Origin of the sequence: Arthrobacter sp. V1I9, from assembly GCF_030817075.1 — a bacterium.
GTDB lineage: Bacteria > Actinomycetota > Actinomycetes > Actinomycetales > Micrococcaceae > Arthrobacter.
In genome coordinates this window covers 1,934,345-1,949,137 of the sequence record NZ_JAUSYU010000001.1, presented here as the reverse complement: position 1 = coordinate 1,949,137, position 14,793 = coordinate 1,934,345, and the positions used below count along the sequence as shown (strand labels likewise).

Annotated in this window: 11 protein-coding genes; 6 read left to right on the top strand and 5 right to left on the bottom strand. The window is 65.6% G+C overall.

Annotation, left to right across the window (positions count from 1 at the left end; all coding sequences use genetic code 11):
* Entirely contained in the window at positions 1-1,074 is a 1,074-nt protein-coding gene (sbnA, locus tag QFZ70_RS09285; RefSeq protein ID WP_307095093.1) for a 2,3-diaminopropionate biosynthesis protein SbnA, read from the bottom strand.
* Between the two features lie 506 nt (positions 1,075-1,580).
* Between sbnA and QFZ70_RS09280 the strand changes: the two genes are divergently transcribed.
* Both QFZ70_RS09280 and QFZ70_RS09275 read left to right on the top strand, forming a co-directional pair.
* Positions 1,581-1,838 (top strand): type B 50S ribosomal protein L31, encoded by a 258-nt coding sequence (locus tag QFZ70_RS09280; RefSeq protein WP_307095092.1) that lies wholly within the window; start codon positions 1,581-1,583, stop codon positions 1,836-1,838.
* A 114-nt stretch (positions 1,839-1,952) separates the two neighbouring features.
* Positions 1,953-3,044 carry a biotin/lipoate A/B protein ligase family protein gene (locus QFZ70_RS09275; RefSeq protein WP_307095091.1) on the top strand — a complete coding sequence of 364 codons (1,092 nt, stop codon included), beginning with the start codon at positions 1,953-1,955 and terminating at the stop codon, positions 3,042-3,044.
* Positions 3,045-3,117: 73 nt separating this feature from the next.
* Here the strand turns inward: QFZ70_RS09275 and pepN are convergent, their stop codons facing one another.
* Together pepN and QFZ70_RS09265 are read right to left on the bottom strand one after the other, a co-directional pair.
* Positions 3,118-5,754 (bottom strand): aminopeptidase N, encoded by a 2,637-nt coding sequence (gene pepN / locus QFZ70_RS09270; protein ID WP_307095090.1) that lies wholly within the window; start codon positions 5,752-5,754, stop codon positions 3,118-3,120.
* A 33-nt stretch (positions 5,755-5,787) separates the two neighbouring features.
* Positions 5,788-6,840 carry a YeiH family protein gene (locus tag QFZ70_RS09265; protein ID WP_373461564.1) on the bottom strand — a complete coding sequence of 351 codons (1,053 nt, stop codon included), beginning with the start codon at positions 6,838-6,840 and terminating at the stop codon, positions 5,788-5,790.
* A 113-nt stretch (positions 6,841-6,953) separates the two neighbouring features.
* Here QFZ70_RS09265 and QFZ70_RS09260 point away from each other — a divergent pair, with 113 nt between their 5' ends.
* Genes QFZ70_RS09260 through QFZ70_RS09250 form a run of 3 tightly spaced genes read left to right on the top strand, consistent with a single transcriptional unit; the run spans position 6,954 to position 10,345 of the window.
* On the top strand, positions 6,954-8,510 hold the full coding sequence (locus QFZ70_RS09260; RefSeq protein ID WP_307095089.1) for a circularly permuted type 2 ATP-grasp protein: 1,557 nt from the start codon (positions 6,954-6,956) through the stop codon (positions 8,508-8,510).
* 60 nt (positions 8,511-8,570) lie between these two features.
* Positions 8,571-9,497 (top strand): alpha-E domain-containing protein, encoded by a 927-nt coding sequence (locus tag QFZ70_RS09255; RefSeq protein ID WP_102975536.1) that lies wholly within the window; start codon positions 8,571-8,573, stop codon positions 9,495-9,497.
* The gene (locus QFZ70_RS09250) at positions 9,494-10,345 is read left to right on the top strand and encodes a transglutaminase family protein (RefSeq protein WP_307095087.1); all 852 of its coding nucleotides are present in this window, start codon (positions 9,494-9,496) and stop codon (positions 10,343-10,345) included. Before QFZ70_RS09255 ends, QFZ70_RS09250 begins: the two co-directional genes overlap by 4 nt.
* A gap of 116 nt (positions 10,346-10,461) precedes the next feature.
* Here QFZ70_RS09250 and QFZ70_RS09245 read toward each other — a convergent pair whose 3' ends face one another.
* Positions 10,462-11,913 carry an SDR family NAD(P)-dependent oxidoreductase gene (locus QFZ70_RS09245; RefSeq protein ID WP_307095085.1) on the bottom strand — a complete coding sequence of 484 codons (1,452 nt, stop codon included), beginning with the start codon at positions 11,911-11,913 and terminating at the stop codon, positions 10,462-10,464.
* A 94-nt stretch (positions 11,914-12,007) separates the two neighbouring features.
* The gene (gene glgC / locus QFZ70_RS09240; protein ID WP_307095083.1) at positions 12,008-13,417 is read right to left on the bottom strand and encodes a glucose-1-phosphate adenylyltransferase; all 1,410 of its coding nucleotides are present in this window, start codon (positions 13,415-13,417) and stop codon (positions 12,008-12,010) included.
* A gap of 103 nt (positions 13,418-13,520) precedes the next feature.
* Here glgC and glgA point away from each other — a divergent pair, with 103 nt between their 5' ends.
* Entirely contained in the window at positions 13,521-14,726 is a 1,206-nt protein-coding gene (gene glgA, locus QFZ70_RS09235; RefSeq protein WP_307095082.1) for a glycogen synthase, read from the top strand.
* Positions 14,727-14,793 lie beyond the last annotated feature (67 nt).

Genomic DNA, 14,793 nt, shown 5'->3' with positions numbered 1-14,793 from the left:
TCACCTTAGGAAATTTCCTGCTGCGGCGGTGGCCGCGTAAGCGGCCGCGGGTACGGGTGTCGGGTGCTGTGGCTCCGACAGCGGGCCGGATTGTCGGCCCGGAGCCCCCGTCCGATCGTCGGTTCGCAGCGTTTCGGCCCCGAAATGATCGTGTACCCAGTCAGGGTTGTAGACAGTGTCAAGGTAGGGACGGCCCATGTCCGGGGAAATGGCCACCGCCATCAGGTCCTGGGCATCGTGGTCGGCGAGCCAAGACATGGCGCCGTGGACCACGGTCCCAGTGGAGCCACCGAGCATGAAGCCGGCCGCGGTGAGGCGGTGGCAGGCGCGCACCGTGTCCAGTTCTTCGACCATCACTACGTCATCGATCAAGGACTCGTCGAGCTGCGGCGGCCGCACGCTCATGCCAAGTCCCGGGATCAGCCGGGTGGCCGGCAGGCCACCGAACGAGACGGATCCTGCGGCGTCGACCGCAACAATGCGGACATCGGGCCGGTGCTCACGGAAGTACCGCGCGCAACCCATCAAGGTCCCCGTTGTCCCGGCACCCACGAACAGCACGTCCAGTTCGGGGAACTGATTGGAAATCTCGGGGGCAGTCCAGCGGTAGTGCGCTCCCCAGTTGCCGGGATTGGTGTACTGGTTGAGCCAGACGTACTGTTCGTCGGACGCGCACAGCTCCCGCACGTGGTTCAGCCGGGCTCCGAGGAAGCCGTCGACGGGGTCCGGTTCGGTGACCAGGTCCACCCGTGCCCCGAGCGACTCCATGAGTTGCCGGGTTGCCGGGTTGCAGCGCGGATCGATCACACACACGAAGCGGTATCCCTTGCTGGCGGAGATCATGCTGAGCGCGACGCCGAGGTTGCCCGAGGATGACTCCACGAGAACGGAGCCTGGGCCGATCAGCCCCTCCCGCTCTGCGCGCTCCACCATTTCCCGCGCGGGCTTGAGCTTGATTGAGCCCGCGAAATTGAACCCCTCGATCTTCAAATAAAGGCGGCGGCCCAGTACCCCTTCCAGGTCAATGAACAGGCTCTGCTCGTTGAACAGGTATGGATCCTTGATAATCGGCATGTTCTCCCTCGTCCCTGCCATAAGCTTGGTCAGGGTTGGGGAAAGTTCCTGCCAGCTGGTGTGTGATTGGTGGCGGACATCTGCGTCCGGACCGGTTCACTTTTCAAGAAAGCCGCGCAGAGCGGCACGAACGGAACACTGCGGCCGCCGCTATTTCCCCCAGCAGCGAATACCTGGCTTCCCCACCGCGGATACTCCGAGACAGTTGAGGCTTCTAACCTGTGGTTCGACAGTAGACAGGGTTCGTAACCCACCGCAACCACTTCGAGTACCTGTATCCAAGCCCCGTAAGTACCTACTTACTCGCACCCGCACCCCCCGTAACTACCTGCTTACTCGCACTCGCACCCCTTGCACGGCGGCTGGGCCCGGCAGGCGGTTCGCGGGCACCCCGGGTTTCGGCTAGTATTAATAGCTGGCTGCCCTGCGTCTTTTGGCACGGAAGCGGCCATCCCATTCATACCTGGCAGCTGGCAAAATCCAGTTGTGCGAACAAAGGTCCCATTATGAAGTCTGATACCCACCCGAAGTACGAAGCTGTTGTTTTCAACGACTTGGCCTCCGGCACGAAGTTCCTGACCAAGTCCACCGTGTCTTCCAAGAAGACCATCGAGTGGGAAGACGGCAACACCTACCCGGTTATCGACGTCGAAATCTCCTCAGAGTCCCACCCGTTCTACACGGGCAAGCAGCGCATCATGGACGCCGCAGGCCGCGTCGAGCGCTTCAACGCTCGCTTCAAGGGCTTCGGCGGCAAGAAGTAACTCACTTCCCCCAAGCTTCAAGCGAAAGCCCGCACCGGCAACGGCGCGGGCTTTTCCGCGTTAACGGCAGGCCGCGTTTCAGGGGCCCGGCCTTTCTGGGGCAGGATGGGACTTATGACTGCCACGCCCGTCCCAGCTGCTGATTCCGCCGCCCGCCGGCACGGCGAGTACAAAGTACCCGGCGGCAAACTCGTGGTGGTGGACCTGGACGTGGTGCACGGCCGGCTCGCCGATGTCTCCGTCAGTGGGGACTTCTTCCTGGAGCCCGACGAGGCGCTCCTGGACATCAACCGGGGGCTCACAGGATTGCCGGACACGACGACGGCGTCCGAGCTTTCCGCCGTCGTCACTGCGTCGCTGCCGGAAGGCGCAGCCCTGTTCGGATTTTCGGCCGACGCCGTGGCCATCGCGGTCCGCCGGGCGCTGGCCAAAGCCACGTCCTGGGCGGACCACCACTGGAACCTTATTCCGCCCACGGTCCTGCCCACCGAAGTCAACGTAGCCCTCGACGAGGTCCTCACAGAGGAGGTGGGCGCCGGCCGACGCAACCCCACGCTTCGTTTTTGGGACTGGCAGGAACCGTCAACAGTGATCGGCAGCTTCCAGTCCTACCGCAACGAGGTGGACCCCACCGGCGTGGCGAAGCATGGCATCAACGTGGTCCGCCGAATCAGCGGCGGGGGAGCGATGTTCATGGAGGCGGGCAACTGCATCACCTACTCGCTGTACCTGCCGCAGACCCTGGTGGACGGGCTCAGCTTCGCCGACTCCTACCCCTTCCTCGACGCGTGGGTCATGGCAGCGCTGGAAAAACTGGGCATCACGGCCTTTTACATCCCGCTGAACGATATCGCCACGGACCAGGGCAAGATCGGCGGCGCGGCCCAGAAGCGCCTCGCCAACGGCGGCATGCTGCACCACGTCACCATGAGCTACGACATCGACGCCGACAAGATGGTGGAGGTACTCCGCATCGGCAAGGAAAAGCTCTCGGACAAAGGCACCCGCAGTGCAAAGAAGCGGGTGGACCCCCTCCGCCGGCAGACTGGCCTGGCGCGCGCCGAGATTATTGCGGCCATGATGGAAGTCTTTCGCGAGCGGTATGGCGCCACGCCGTCTGAGCTGACCGGGACGGAACTGGCCACCGCCCGCGAGCGTGTGGCAACCAAGTTCGGCACGGAGGAATGGCTTCACCGGGTCCCCTGACCAGACCCGGAGAATCCGGGACTTATCCCATCGATTGCTCCGCAGGTGCCCTTATGAGCGGCCACAAGGGCGGTTACGGAGCAGCGGACGGGGTTTTGAGGACGGCCGCCTGCGCCGTCAGCGCCCGCAGCAGGTGGCTGCGTTGCTCGATGACAATCCGGCGCAGGGCGCGGGGTGCCTCGGCGTTCTCGGCCAGCCATTCGTCGGTCCGCAGGATAACCGGATGGTCTGCCGGTTCCGCCCCCTCGGCCAGGTCCTGCGCGAGTGGGTAGAGGCCGCGCACGATCCGGCTCGAGATCTCGATGCTGCGCCCGTTCCAGACTGCGCGAAGGCACTCAAAGTACGGCTCCGCGTAAGGTTCAAGCAGTTCTTCCGGGGCGGTGATGAAGCCGTTGATCGTGGCGGTCAGCAGCTGGTTGGACAGGTCGTTCCCCTGCACGGCCGCTTTCCATGCCGCTGCCTTAACCTCCGGATCGGGCCGGGCGGCGAGCGCTGTAGTGTGCCCGGCGCGTCCCGAGGCTGTGGTGTCGCGGGCCAGCTCGGCGTCGAGCTCGGCGACCGTTGCCTGCCCGTTCGCCGCCAGGGCGTGCCAAAGCTGCCAGCGCAGCTCGGCGTCCACTGCCAGGCCCGATACCGGGGATGTTCCGTCCAACAGGCCACTCAGCCGGTGCAGCATCCCGTCATCGTGCCTGCTGAGGGTGGCAAGCGTCCGAGCCCACGCCAACTGCTGGTCCGAGCCCGGCTGGGCGCGGTCCAGTTCTGCAGCAGCGGTCGCCAGGAAGGAGGCCCGCACGGCTTTCCGGTCGTCTGCAGACGTGTAGCGTTCGACGGCGGTTCTTGCGTTGTCGAGGATGTTCAACAGGACGCCGATGCCAGTTTCCGCTGGAGCGAAGGTGGCCACCGCGTCAACGTACCGCGCAGCCGCGCTTTCACCGTCCCGGACCGAGTTCCAGAGCGCCGTCCAGCACAGGACACGGGCCATGGGGTCCGTGATCCTGTCCAACGAGGCCAGGACGGTGGCCTCGGACTCCGGGTCGAGCCGGACTTTGGCGTAGGTAAGGTCGTCGTCATTCACGAGCAGGAGCGCGGGCCGCGGCTGCCCCGTCAGCTCTGCAAGCTCTGTCCGTGCACCCACAACGTCGGTCTCGATGCTTCCGGTCCGCACCAAAGCGCCGTCGGCATCAAAATCATAGGAACCCACGCGCAGCCGGTGGGGACGGAGTTCTTCCCGTCCGGTGACCGGGTCCATTGCCTTCTGGACGATTGCCACCCGGCCCAGCACGCCGTCGTCGGCTGCCGCATCCGCAGCGATGTCCAGGGACAGCGTGGAGATGCCCGAGGTTTGCAGCCACTGCTGCGCCCACCCGGCCAGGTCCCGCCCGGAGGAGGCGGTGAGGGCCGCAAGCAGATCGGCCAGGGAGGTGTTTCCGTAGGCGTGCTTGCGGAAGTACCCGCGGGAGCCGGCGATAAACGATTCGAAGCCCACGTAGGCCACCAGCTGCTTCAGCACCGAAGCGCCCTTGGCGTAGGTGATGCCGTCGAAGTTCTGCTTTGCGGCCTCAAGGTCGGGGATGTCCGCCACAATCGGGTGCGTGGTGGGCAGCTGGTCCTGGACGTAGGCCCAGGCCTTGCGCTTGTTGGCGAAGTTGACCCAGGCGGTGTCCCAATCGGTAGCCTGGTCAACGCCCAATGTGCCCATGTAGTCCGCGAACGATTCCTTGAGCCATAGGTCATCCCACCACTGCATGGTCACCAGGTCCCCGAACCACATGTGCGCCATCTCGTGCATGAGGGTGTTGGCGCGGCCCTGGTATTGGGCGTCGGTGGCACGTGAGGTGAAGACGTAGTTCTCGGTGAACGTCACCAGGCCGGGGTTCTCCATGGCGCCCAGATTGTATTCGGGAACGAAGGCCTGGTCATACTTGCCCCAGGGGTAGGGGTAGTCGAAGAGCCGGTTGAAGAAGTCCAGGCCGTTCTTGGTGAGGCGGAAGAGCGCACCGGTGTCGAAAGAGTCAGCCATCGACGCACGGCAGTACAGGGCGAGCGGCACGTCGAGGGGCGTGCCGTCGTCGAGCGTTGCCTGCCAGCGGTCTTCTGCCTTGAAGTAGGGGCCGGCCAGCACGGTGGTGACGTAGGTGGACATGGGTTCGGTGCTGGCGAAGTCCCAGCGTGCCGCGGCCCGGTCGTTGGAGAGGAGCGTGCGGTTCACTTCCGCACCGTTGGAGGCCACGTGCCATTCGGCGGGTGCCGTCACATGGAAGGTAAAGGCGGCTTTGAGGTCGGGCTGTTCGAAGTTCGCGAAGACCCGGCGGGCATCCGCCGGCTCGTACTGTGTGTAGAGGTAGCACTGGCCGTCGGCGGGATCCACGAAGCGGTGCATGCCTTCGCCCGTGCGGCTGTACAAGGCGGTACCGGTGACGGTCACCTGGTTCTCGGCCTGCAGGTTGTCCAACTTGATGCGGGCGCCGCCCACCGCGTGCTCCACGCGGAGTTCCTGGCCGTTAAGGAGCACGCTGTGGACCTCGCCGATGAAATCCAGGAACGTCGAGGCGCCTGGCTCGGCGGTGAAGTTGATGATGCTGCGGCTTGGATAGCCTGCAACGTCCGGGTCGGCCGCCCGGCGCACGTCCAGCGTTACGTCGTAGCTGGTGGTGCTGATCAGGGCTGAACGTTCGGCGGCTTCGTTGCGCTGCAGATTCTCATTTAACACCCAGCTATCTAAGCACGCGCCGGGTGGTCAAAATCACGCGGCGATCAGCAGGGCGGCCGCAAGTCCCAGGAGGGCAATAAGGAGCCAGGACACCAGGGCCGCCAGGAGCGCACGGCCACCGGTGTGCAGCAGTAGGCGGATCCGCACGGCTGAGCCCAAACCGAACAGCGCGGCGCCCAGCAGGATGTCTTGAACCGCCGCCCCCGCCTCCAGCCATCCTCCCGGGAGCCAACTGGCGGAGCGGAGACCCACCATGGCGACGAAGCCCAGGACAAACAGGGGCACCACCGGCGGAAGCTTCGCATTGCCATCCGCCCCCGGGCCGGGTTTCGCAGTCAGGCGCTGGTGCGCTCCCGCGATGGCCGCCACGGGTGCGAGCAGCAGCACGCGGGTGAGCTTGACGACGACGGCGATGCCGAGTGCCGCAGTCCCGGCGGTTTGCGCCGTGGCCACCACCTGGCCGACGTCGTGCACTGAGGCGCCAATCCAGGCACCGAAAACCGGCGCGCTGAGCTGCAGGGGATGGACCAGCAGCGGCATGACACCGATCGCGAGGGTTCCGCAGAGCGTCACCAGCGCCACCGGCAGGACGGTGTCCACGTGCCGGATGCGGCGGACGGCTGCCATGGCGCCGATGGCGGAAGCGCCGCAGATTGAAAACCCCGTTGCCACCAGCAGCGACGTCACCGGCGGAAGCCGGAACAGCCGGGAGATCAGGTAGGTTCCGCCAAAGCCCGCGGCCACCACCGCCGCGATCAGTAACAGGGCAAGCCAGCCCAGTCCCAGTACGTCCATAACGCTCACCTTCAGGCCCAGCAGGACAATCCCGCCGCGCATCAGGTGCTTTCCGGCGAAGTCCAGCCCCGGGCGTGCCCTGCCGGCAGTCCAGACGCCCGTCGCCGGCAGGTTGGCAGCCAGGACGCCCAGGACCACGGCCAGGGTCATGGCCGGGAGGGCTGGAACGAGCCCGTGGATCAGGAAGGCGGCGGCCAGTGCCACGGCTGCCGTAGCCAGGCCCGGAAGCAGCCGGTCGGCGCCTCCGGGGATGCCCGGGCCGGGGGCGGGGAGGCTTCTGCGGACTGGCACTCACCTACTGTGCCGGAAAAGACACGGGATGCACGAACCGGACCACGTCCGCCAACACGCCAGAATGGATGGCAGTAATGAATTCGAAACAAAAAGATGGTTGGCTATTGGACATGTCAGACCTATTCCAGGATTACTCCGTGGCCGCCGGCCGCACCGGAGCCTACGACGAGATGTTTGCCCCCGGGCAACAGGCCCGTGACTCTTATGGGCAGGTGGCCGACGCCCTTCGTAAGCTCTCCCTTGCCGATGTCAGTGCCCGTGCCGATTCCATGGCGCGCACCTTCCTGGACCGCGGTGTCACCTTCGACTTTGCCGGCGAGGAGCGTCCCTTCCCGCTCGATATCGTTCCCCGGGTCATTCCCGCGGCGGAATGGGATGTGCTGGAACGCGGCGTCGCCCAGCGCGTGCACGCGCTTGAGGCCTTCCTCAACGACGTGTACGACAAGATGAACGTGGTGTCCGACGGCGTGATACCCCGGCAACTGGTGACCACCAGTGCACATTTCCACCGTCAGGTCCACGGCTTCGAACCGGCCGGCGGCGTGCGGGTGCACATCTCCGGCATCGACGTCGTCCGTGATGCGGCCGGAACCTTCAGGGTCCTCGAGGACAACGTGCGCGTCCCTTCCGGGGTCAGCTACGTCCTGGAAAACCGGCGTGCCATGGCGAAGGGCCTGCCCGAAGCCTTCGGCCAGCAGCTCATCCGCCCGGTTGAGGAATACCCCCGCCGGCTCCTCTCGGCCCTGCGCAAAACCGCACCCGCGGGCGTGGACGATCCCACCGTCGTCGTCCTGACCCCCGGTGTGTTCAACAGCGCCTACTTCGAGCACACCCTGCTCGCCGGCCTGATGGGCGTGGAACTGGTGGAAGGCCGCGACCTCATCTGCCGTGGAAACCGCGTCTACATGCGCACCACCGCCGGTGAGCAGCGCGTGGACGTCATCTACAAGCGGATCGACGACGACTTCCTGGACCCGCTGCAGTTCCGGGCCGACTCCATGCTCGGGTGCCCCGGGCTCGTCAACGCTGCCCGGGCAGGCGGGGTGACCATCGCGAACGCAGTGGGCAACGGCGTCGCGGATGACAAACTGGTCTACAGTTACGTCCCGGACCTCATCCGCTACTACCTCAACGAGGAACCCATCATCGCGAACGTGGACACCTTCCGCCTGGAGGAGAAGGAAGCCCGCGAGTACACTCTGGACAACCTGTCAGAACTCGTGGTCAAGCCTGTGGACGGCTCTGGCGGCAAGGGCCTGGTCATCGGCCCCGACGCCTCCAAGGACGAGTTGGACGCCCTCCGCCAGCGGGTCATCGCAGACCCCCGCGGCTGGATCGCGCAGCCGGTACTGCAGCTCTCCACCGTCCCCACGCTGGGCGGCGACAAGTTCGGCCCCCGCCACGTGGACCTGCGGCCTTTCGCAGTGAACGACGGCGACAACGTCTGGGTGCTGCCCGGCGGCCTTACCCGCGTGGCACTGAAGGAAGGCTCGCTGATTGTGAACTCCAGCCAGGGCGGCGGGTCCAAGGACACCTGGGTCCTTGCCGATTCGCCCCAGGTGCCGGTGGAGACCCTGCCCCGGCCGTCCATTTCGGTGCGAGAACGCGTGTCCGTGTGGCCGGTTGAAAGCAACTGGCGCGACCGCCAGTCGGAGCAGCAGCAGTGAACCGGGCCGTGATCCATCGATTGTCTTTTCCCGTGTCGGGCCCGCAGGAGGTAGCCGCGAATGCTTAGCCGTATTGCCGAGTCCCTTTTCTGGATTGGCCGTTATGTGGAGCGTGCCGACGGCACGGCGCGCATCCTCGATGTGCACCTGGAGCGGCTGAACCACCTGCCCATGGACGAGCGGAAAAGCGTGGCGCAGGAGCTTCTGGCCGTTATGGGCGCCCGCCCGCAGAGCGAGGACTTCGGGCTGCCTGAACTACTCCATGCCCTGGCGTACGACAAGACCAGCGCCACCTCGATTGCCGGGTCCCTGGGAGCGGCACGCGAGAACGCCCGCCGCGCCCGCGAAACGGTTTCCTCCGGTTTGTGGGAGAGCCTCAACACCACGTACTACGGGTTGAGCCAGCACCGCAAGGACGTGGTGGGCACCTACCGGTTCTGCAACTGGACGCTGGAACGCACAGCCATGGTGAGCGGCCTGGCGGACACCACGGTGAGCCATGATGAAAGCTGGCTGTTCCTGGTGTTGGGACGCTCCCTGGAGCGGGCCGACATGACCGCCCGCATGCTGTCCACCCGCGATGTCCTGTCCGCAGGCATGTCCTGGGTCAACATGCTCCGCTGCGCCGGGGCGTACGAGTCCTTCCTGCGCACGCGCCGGGCCGCCTTCGGCGACCAGCACGCTGCCGAATTCCTGCTGCTGGACCGGCTGTTCCCGCGGTCCATTGTGTATGCGCTGCGGGATGCCGACGAGTGCCTTGCCAAACTGGATCCCTCCGCGCAGCGTGTGGGCTTCATCAACGACGCCCGCCGGATTGTGGGGCAGGCGCGCACGTTCCTCGAGTTCCACCGCACGGACGACCTCATGTCCGAGCTCCCCGAACACATGGAACGCGTGCAGAAGGCAGTGTCCCAGGCCTCGGACGCCATTTCCCGTAAGTACTTCAATCAGGCGGACGAACTGGCCTGGGTGGGAGAAGTTTCATGACCCGGCTAAGCATCGTTCACAAGACGGCCTACAAGTACAACAAGCGGGTCACCCTGTCCTACAACGAGGCCCGGATGACGCCCCTGACGGATTCCCAGCAGGTGGTGCTGGAATCGGTGGTCAAGGTTTCGCCGTCGCAGGCCGCGGTGAGCACCTACCGGGACTACTGGGGGACCAGGGTCACGGCCTTCGACATGCAGATGCCGCATGAGCACCTCGAAGTGGTCTCCAACATCACGGTGGAAGTGCACCGCGCCGAAAAGATCCCCTCCGAGGCGGACATTGTGGGCTGGGACGTCCTTGCCGCACCCGAGACCCTCAATACGTTCAGCGACTGGCTTCCCCAGTCCAGGCTGAGCGGTCCCGGGGACGAGGTCCTGGGCATCATCCCCGGCGTGGTAGCGGACAAAAACCCGCACGACGCCGCCATGGCCGTCTTCGCATGGATGCGCGGCGAGATGACGTACATGTCCGGCTCCACCGCCGTCACCACCAATGCCGAGGAGGCCTGGGGCCAGCGCCAGGGAGTTTGCCAGGACCTCGCCCACCTCGCCATCGGAGCCCTGCGGAGCTGCGGTATACCGGCCCGATACGTCTCGGGGTACCTGCACCCGCGGGCGAGCGCAGGCATCGGCGAAACCGTGGCCGGGCAGTCGCACGCCTGGCTGGAGTTCTGGGACGGCGACTGGCGGAGCTGGGATCCCACCAACCACAAGCCTGCCGGTGACTTCCACGTAACCGTGGCCAGGGGGAGGGACTACCGCGACGTGTCCCCGCTCAAGGGCATCCTGTCCGGTGGCGGCGGGTCCGCACTGAACGTCAGCGTGGAGATCACCCAGCTCGCCTGATAGCGCCCGGCCTGACCGGCAGCTGTTTCACTTGGAGGCGTCCGCATCTGCGGACGCCTCCGGCGTTTAGTCCGGCATACTCCGGGGCTGCCCTGGCAACGCCGCCTCCGGTGCCACTACCAGGGGCTTGGCCTGTAGTCCTTGAGGAACACCCCGTACTGGTCCTCGCCGTGTTCGCCCATCACGATCGGGTCGTAGACCCGCGCTGCCCCGTCCACCAGGTCCAGCGGCGCATGGAAGCCTTCCTCCATAAGCCGGACCTTGGTGAAGTGGGGACGCTCGTCGGTGATCCAGCCGGTGTCGACGGCGGTCATCAGGATGCCGTCGGTGTCCAGCATTTCCTGCGCGCTGGTCCGCGTCATCATGTTGAGAGCCGCTTTGGCCATGTTGGTGTGCGGATGGCCGGGCCCCTTGTAGGCGCGCGAGAACTGGCCCTCCATGGCTGAGACGTTCACGATGTACTTCCGCTGCGCTGTGGACCGTTTCATGGCGGGGCGGAGCCGGCTGACCAGCAGGAAGGGGGCTGTGACGTTGCAGAGCTGGACTTCGAGCATTTCCAGCGGGTCCACCTCGTCCACTACCTGCGTCCAGCTGTTGATGGTGGCCAGATCCGGTACCAGACCGCCGGCGTCGATCGCTGTTCCCGAGGCGATGCGTTCCAGCGAAGCGGAACCGGTCGAGAGCGCCAGTGAGGTGATGGCGTCCCCGGCGAGGACCGGATGTTCGGTGACGCTGCTGGCCAGGGCCAGGGGGTGCTTGTCGTGGGCGTGGCCGAAGGTCACGAGCTCGGGGCCGCCGTTGGCATGCTCGAGTGCCGCGGGAAGCGGTTCGTCCTCCGCGTCCACCAGCGGCTTGTAGGCGTTGCCGGACCGCCGTACCGTCTGGGCTGCGTTGTTGATGATGATGTCCAGGGGGCCGGCCTCGTTGAGCGAGTCGGTCAGGGCCATCACCTGGGCGGGGTCGCGCAGGTCGATGCCCACAATGCGGAGCCGGTGCAGCCACTCGCCGCTGTCCTCCATGGCGGCAAAGCGGCGGGCCGCGTCCTTGGGGAACCGGGTGGTGATGGTGGTGTGGGCGCCGTCACGGAGCAGCCGGAGCGCGATATACATGCCGATCTTGGCGCGTCCGCCGGTCAGCAGGGCGCGACGGCCCGTCAGGTCGGTGCGGGCGTCGCGTTTGCCGTGGTTGAACGCGGCGCACTCCGGGCAGAGCTGGTGGTAGAAGGCGTCAACCTGGGTGTAGTGCTGCTTGCAGATGTAGCAGGGACGGGACCGGATGAGGTGGCCGGCAACCTTGCCCGTAGCGGACGGGGCAAGCTTGTTCCCCCGGGTTTCGTCGTCGATCCGGTCCGGGGCTGCGGTGGCTGTCTGGGCGAGCACGGCGCGGTCGGCCTCGGAGATCAGGTCGCGCTTGGTGACACGGCGGTGCCGCTTGACGGCCTTGAACATTTTCCCGGTGGCGCGGCGCACCGAGACGTAGTCCGGATGCTCCTCGTCGTAAGCGTGGATCGTGTTGAGGACCTTGAGGCAGGCCTGGATTTCCTCAGGCGTCAGATCGGGGGAGCTCATTAGGCCAATTTTACAGGCTGGGACTGCGTGCCGGCCCCACGATGAGAAGGGCCGGCCGAAGGGGAGCGCCCTGCCGGGCGCACCCCGGGCACGCTCAGGAGATACGTGCGCTGGGCGCTGTTTCCGCCGCTGCAGCAGCGTGAGTTTTAGCCACCTTGTCAACGGACTCGCGAACGTCCGGGTACTGTTCCGCTGCGGCCTTGACGGCGTTGGGCACCAGATGCAGGTTGGCGGCCGCGAGCTTGCGCTCTGCTTCACCGGGCTCGGGGACTTCCTGGCCCTTGGACAGGACGGTGATCCCGGACTCTGTGACCTTGAAACCGCGGGAGCGGTCCAGCTCCGGGTCCAGTCCGATTGCAGCCCCAGCCGGCACCTTCACGTTTTTGTCAATGATGGCCCGGTTGATCACGGCGCCCTCGCCGATCTGTACTTTATCCATCAGGACGGAATCGATGACCCGGCTGCTGGTGGCCACGTAGACGTCGTTGGAGAGGACGGACCCTTCCACCACACCACCGGAGATCACCACACCGCTGGACACGATGGAGTCCAGCGCGGTGCCCACCGTGTTGTTCTGCCCACGGACGAACTTGGCCGGCGGGGAGATGCTTTGCCGGGTGTAGATGGGCCATTCGGAGTTGTACAGGTTGAAGACCGGCAACGGGGAGATGAGGTCCATGTGGGCGTCGTAGAAGGAGTCGATGGTGCCGACGTCGCGCCAATACGTACGGTCACGCTCGGTGGAGCCGGGGATGTCGTTGAGGGTGAAGTCGTAGACGTCCGCTTCGCCCTGGTTCACGAAGTAGGGGATGATGTCGCCGCCCATGTCGTGCTTGGTGTCGAGCCGCTCGGCGTCGACGTGCAGCGCCGCGACCAAGGCGTCGGCGTCGAAAACGTAGTTGCCCATGGAGGCAAGGAACTGTGAGGGGTCGGCCGCGAGCCCGGGGGTGGTGGCGGGCTTTTCCACGAACGCGGCGATCTTCTGGGGATTCTCCTGGTCCACTTCGATCACGCCGAACTGGTCGGCCATGTGCAGCGGCTGCCGCACCGCGGCCACCGTGGCCTTGGCGCCGCTGTGGACGTGCTGCGCCACCATCTGGGCGAAGTCCATGCGGTACACGTGGTCAGCGCCGACCACCACCACAATGTCCGGGTTGGCGTCGTGGATGAGGTTCAGGGACTGGTAGATGGCATTGGCGCTGCCGAGGAACCAGCTCTTGCCTACCCGCTGCTGTGCCGGGACGGAGGCCACGTAGTTGCCCAGCTGGGTAGACATGCGCCAGGTTTCCGAGATGTGGCGGTCAAGGCTGTGCGACTTGTACTGCGTGAGTACGACGATCTGCAGGTAACGGGAATTCACCAGGTTGGACAGGGCGAAGTCGATCAGGCGGTAGCTTCCCGCAAAGGGCACGGCAGGCTTCGCCCGGTCTGCCGTCAGCGGCATCAGCCTGTTTCCCTCGCCGCCTGCAAGGACAATGGCCAGGACTCTTTTGTTCAACGGCATAATTGGTCGCTCCTGTACGCCTTCGTAACTCCCCAAGACAGTCCGGCATGCCCGGACTCCTTCACACTAGAACAGTTAAGCGTGAAGGACTACCTTGGTGCTTGTGCGAATAGACATTGTGACTAAAGAGTTCCCACCGGAGATCTATGGTGGCGCCGGGGTCCACGTGGCCGAATTGAGCAGGGTGCTTAGTAAGCATGTTGACCTGCAGATTCGTGCTTTCGGGGCTCCCCGCGACGCCGATTACCATGGCGCCGGGGTGACTTCCTACTCCGTGCCGGAGGACCTGGGTTCGGCAAACGCGGCTGTGCAGACACTAGGCGTCGACCTGCGGATCGTCCCGGACGTCGAGGGCGCGGACGTGGTCCACTCGCATACCTGGTACGCCAACATGGCAGGCCATCTTGCGTCCCTGCTGCACGGGATTCCGCATGTTCTCAGCGCCCACAGCCTTGAACCGCTCCGTCCTTGGAAGGCCGAGCAGCTCGGCGGGGGTTACGCCCTGTCCTCGTGGGTGGAGAAGACCGCCTACGAGGCCGCAGCGGCCATCATCGCCGTATCGGAGGGCATGCGGCAGGACATCCTCCGCAGCTACCCGGACGTGGACCCGGCCAAGGTGCGGGTTGTCCACAATGGCATCGACGTCGAGCTGTGGAACCGCGACGAGAACAGCGACGCCGTCCGCGCGCTGGGCATTGATCCGGACAAGCCGAGTGTTGTCTTTGTGGGGAGAAACACCCGCCAGAAGGGGGTTCCCTACCTTCTGCGGGCTGCCGCGAAGCTTCCCGCCGACGTCCAGCTGGTCCTCTGCCTGGGCGCGGCCGACACTCCGGAACTGGCCGCCGAGACTGCCCGCCTGATCGAGGACCTGCAGCGGGAGCGGACCGGCGTTGTCCTTATTGAACGCATGCTGCCCCGCAATGAGCTCATCCAGGTACTCAGCCATGCGACGGCATTCGCCTGCCCCTCCATCTACGAACCGCTGGGCATCGTGAACCTGGAAGCCATGGCCTGCGGGGCAGCCGTTGTGGCCAGTGCCACCGGCGGCATCCCCGAGGTGGTGGAGCACGGCCGGACCGGGCTCCTCGTGGAGCTGGAGCAGGTTACCGACGGTACCGGGACGCCCCTTGACCCGGAAAAGTTCGTCACCGAATTCGCCGCCGCCCTCACCGAGGTGGTCTCGGACCCCGAGCGGGCCCGCGCCATGGGACAGGCCGGCCGGCTGCGCGCCGAACAGCACTTTTCCTGGGAGTCGATCACCGAAACAACCCTCGAGGTGTACCGCTCGGTGCTTCCGGCACAGAGCTAGCCGGCTGCTCTGAAGGAACGACGACGGCGCCGCCCCCTCGCAAGGGGAGCGGCGCCGTCGTCATTCC

What these genes read in the sequence shown, in the direction of transcription:
- glgC (WP_307095083.1), bottom strand. Translation starts at nt 13,417, where the DNA reads ATGCCGTTGAACAAAAGAGTCCTGGCCATTGTCCTTGCAGGCGGCGAG.
- sbnA (WP_307095093.1), bottom strand. Translation starts at nt 1,074, where the DNA reads ATGCCGATTATCAAGGATCCATACCTGTTCAACGAGCAGAGCCTGTTC.
- QFZ70_RS09255 (WP_102975536.1), top strand. Translation starts at nt 8,571, where the DNA reads ATGCTTAGCCGTATTGCCGAGTCCCTTTTCTGGATTGGCCGTTATGTG.
- QFZ70_RS09260 (WP_307095089.1), top strand. Translation starts at nt 6,954, where the DNA reads ATGTCAGACCTATTCCAGGATTACTCCGTGGCCGCCGGCCGCACCGGA.
- QFZ70_RS09280 (WP_307095092.1), top strand. Translation starts at nt 1,581, where the DNA reads ATGAAGTCTGATACCCACCCGAAGTACGAAGCTGTTGTTTTCAACGAC.
- QFZ70_RS09275 (WP_307095091.1), top strand. Translation starts at nt 1,953, where the DNA reads ATGACTGCCACGCCCGTCCCAGCTGCTGATTCCGCCGCCCGCCGGCAC.
- QFZ70_RS09245 (WP_307095085.1), bottom strand. Translation starts at nt 11,913, where the DNA reads ATGAGCTCCCCCGATCTGACGCCTGAGGAAATCCAGGCCTGCCTCAAG.
- QFZ70_RS09250 (WP_307095087.1), top strand. Translation starts at nt 9,494, where the DNA reads ATGACCCGGCTAAGCATCGTTCACAAGACGGCCTACAAGTACAACAAG.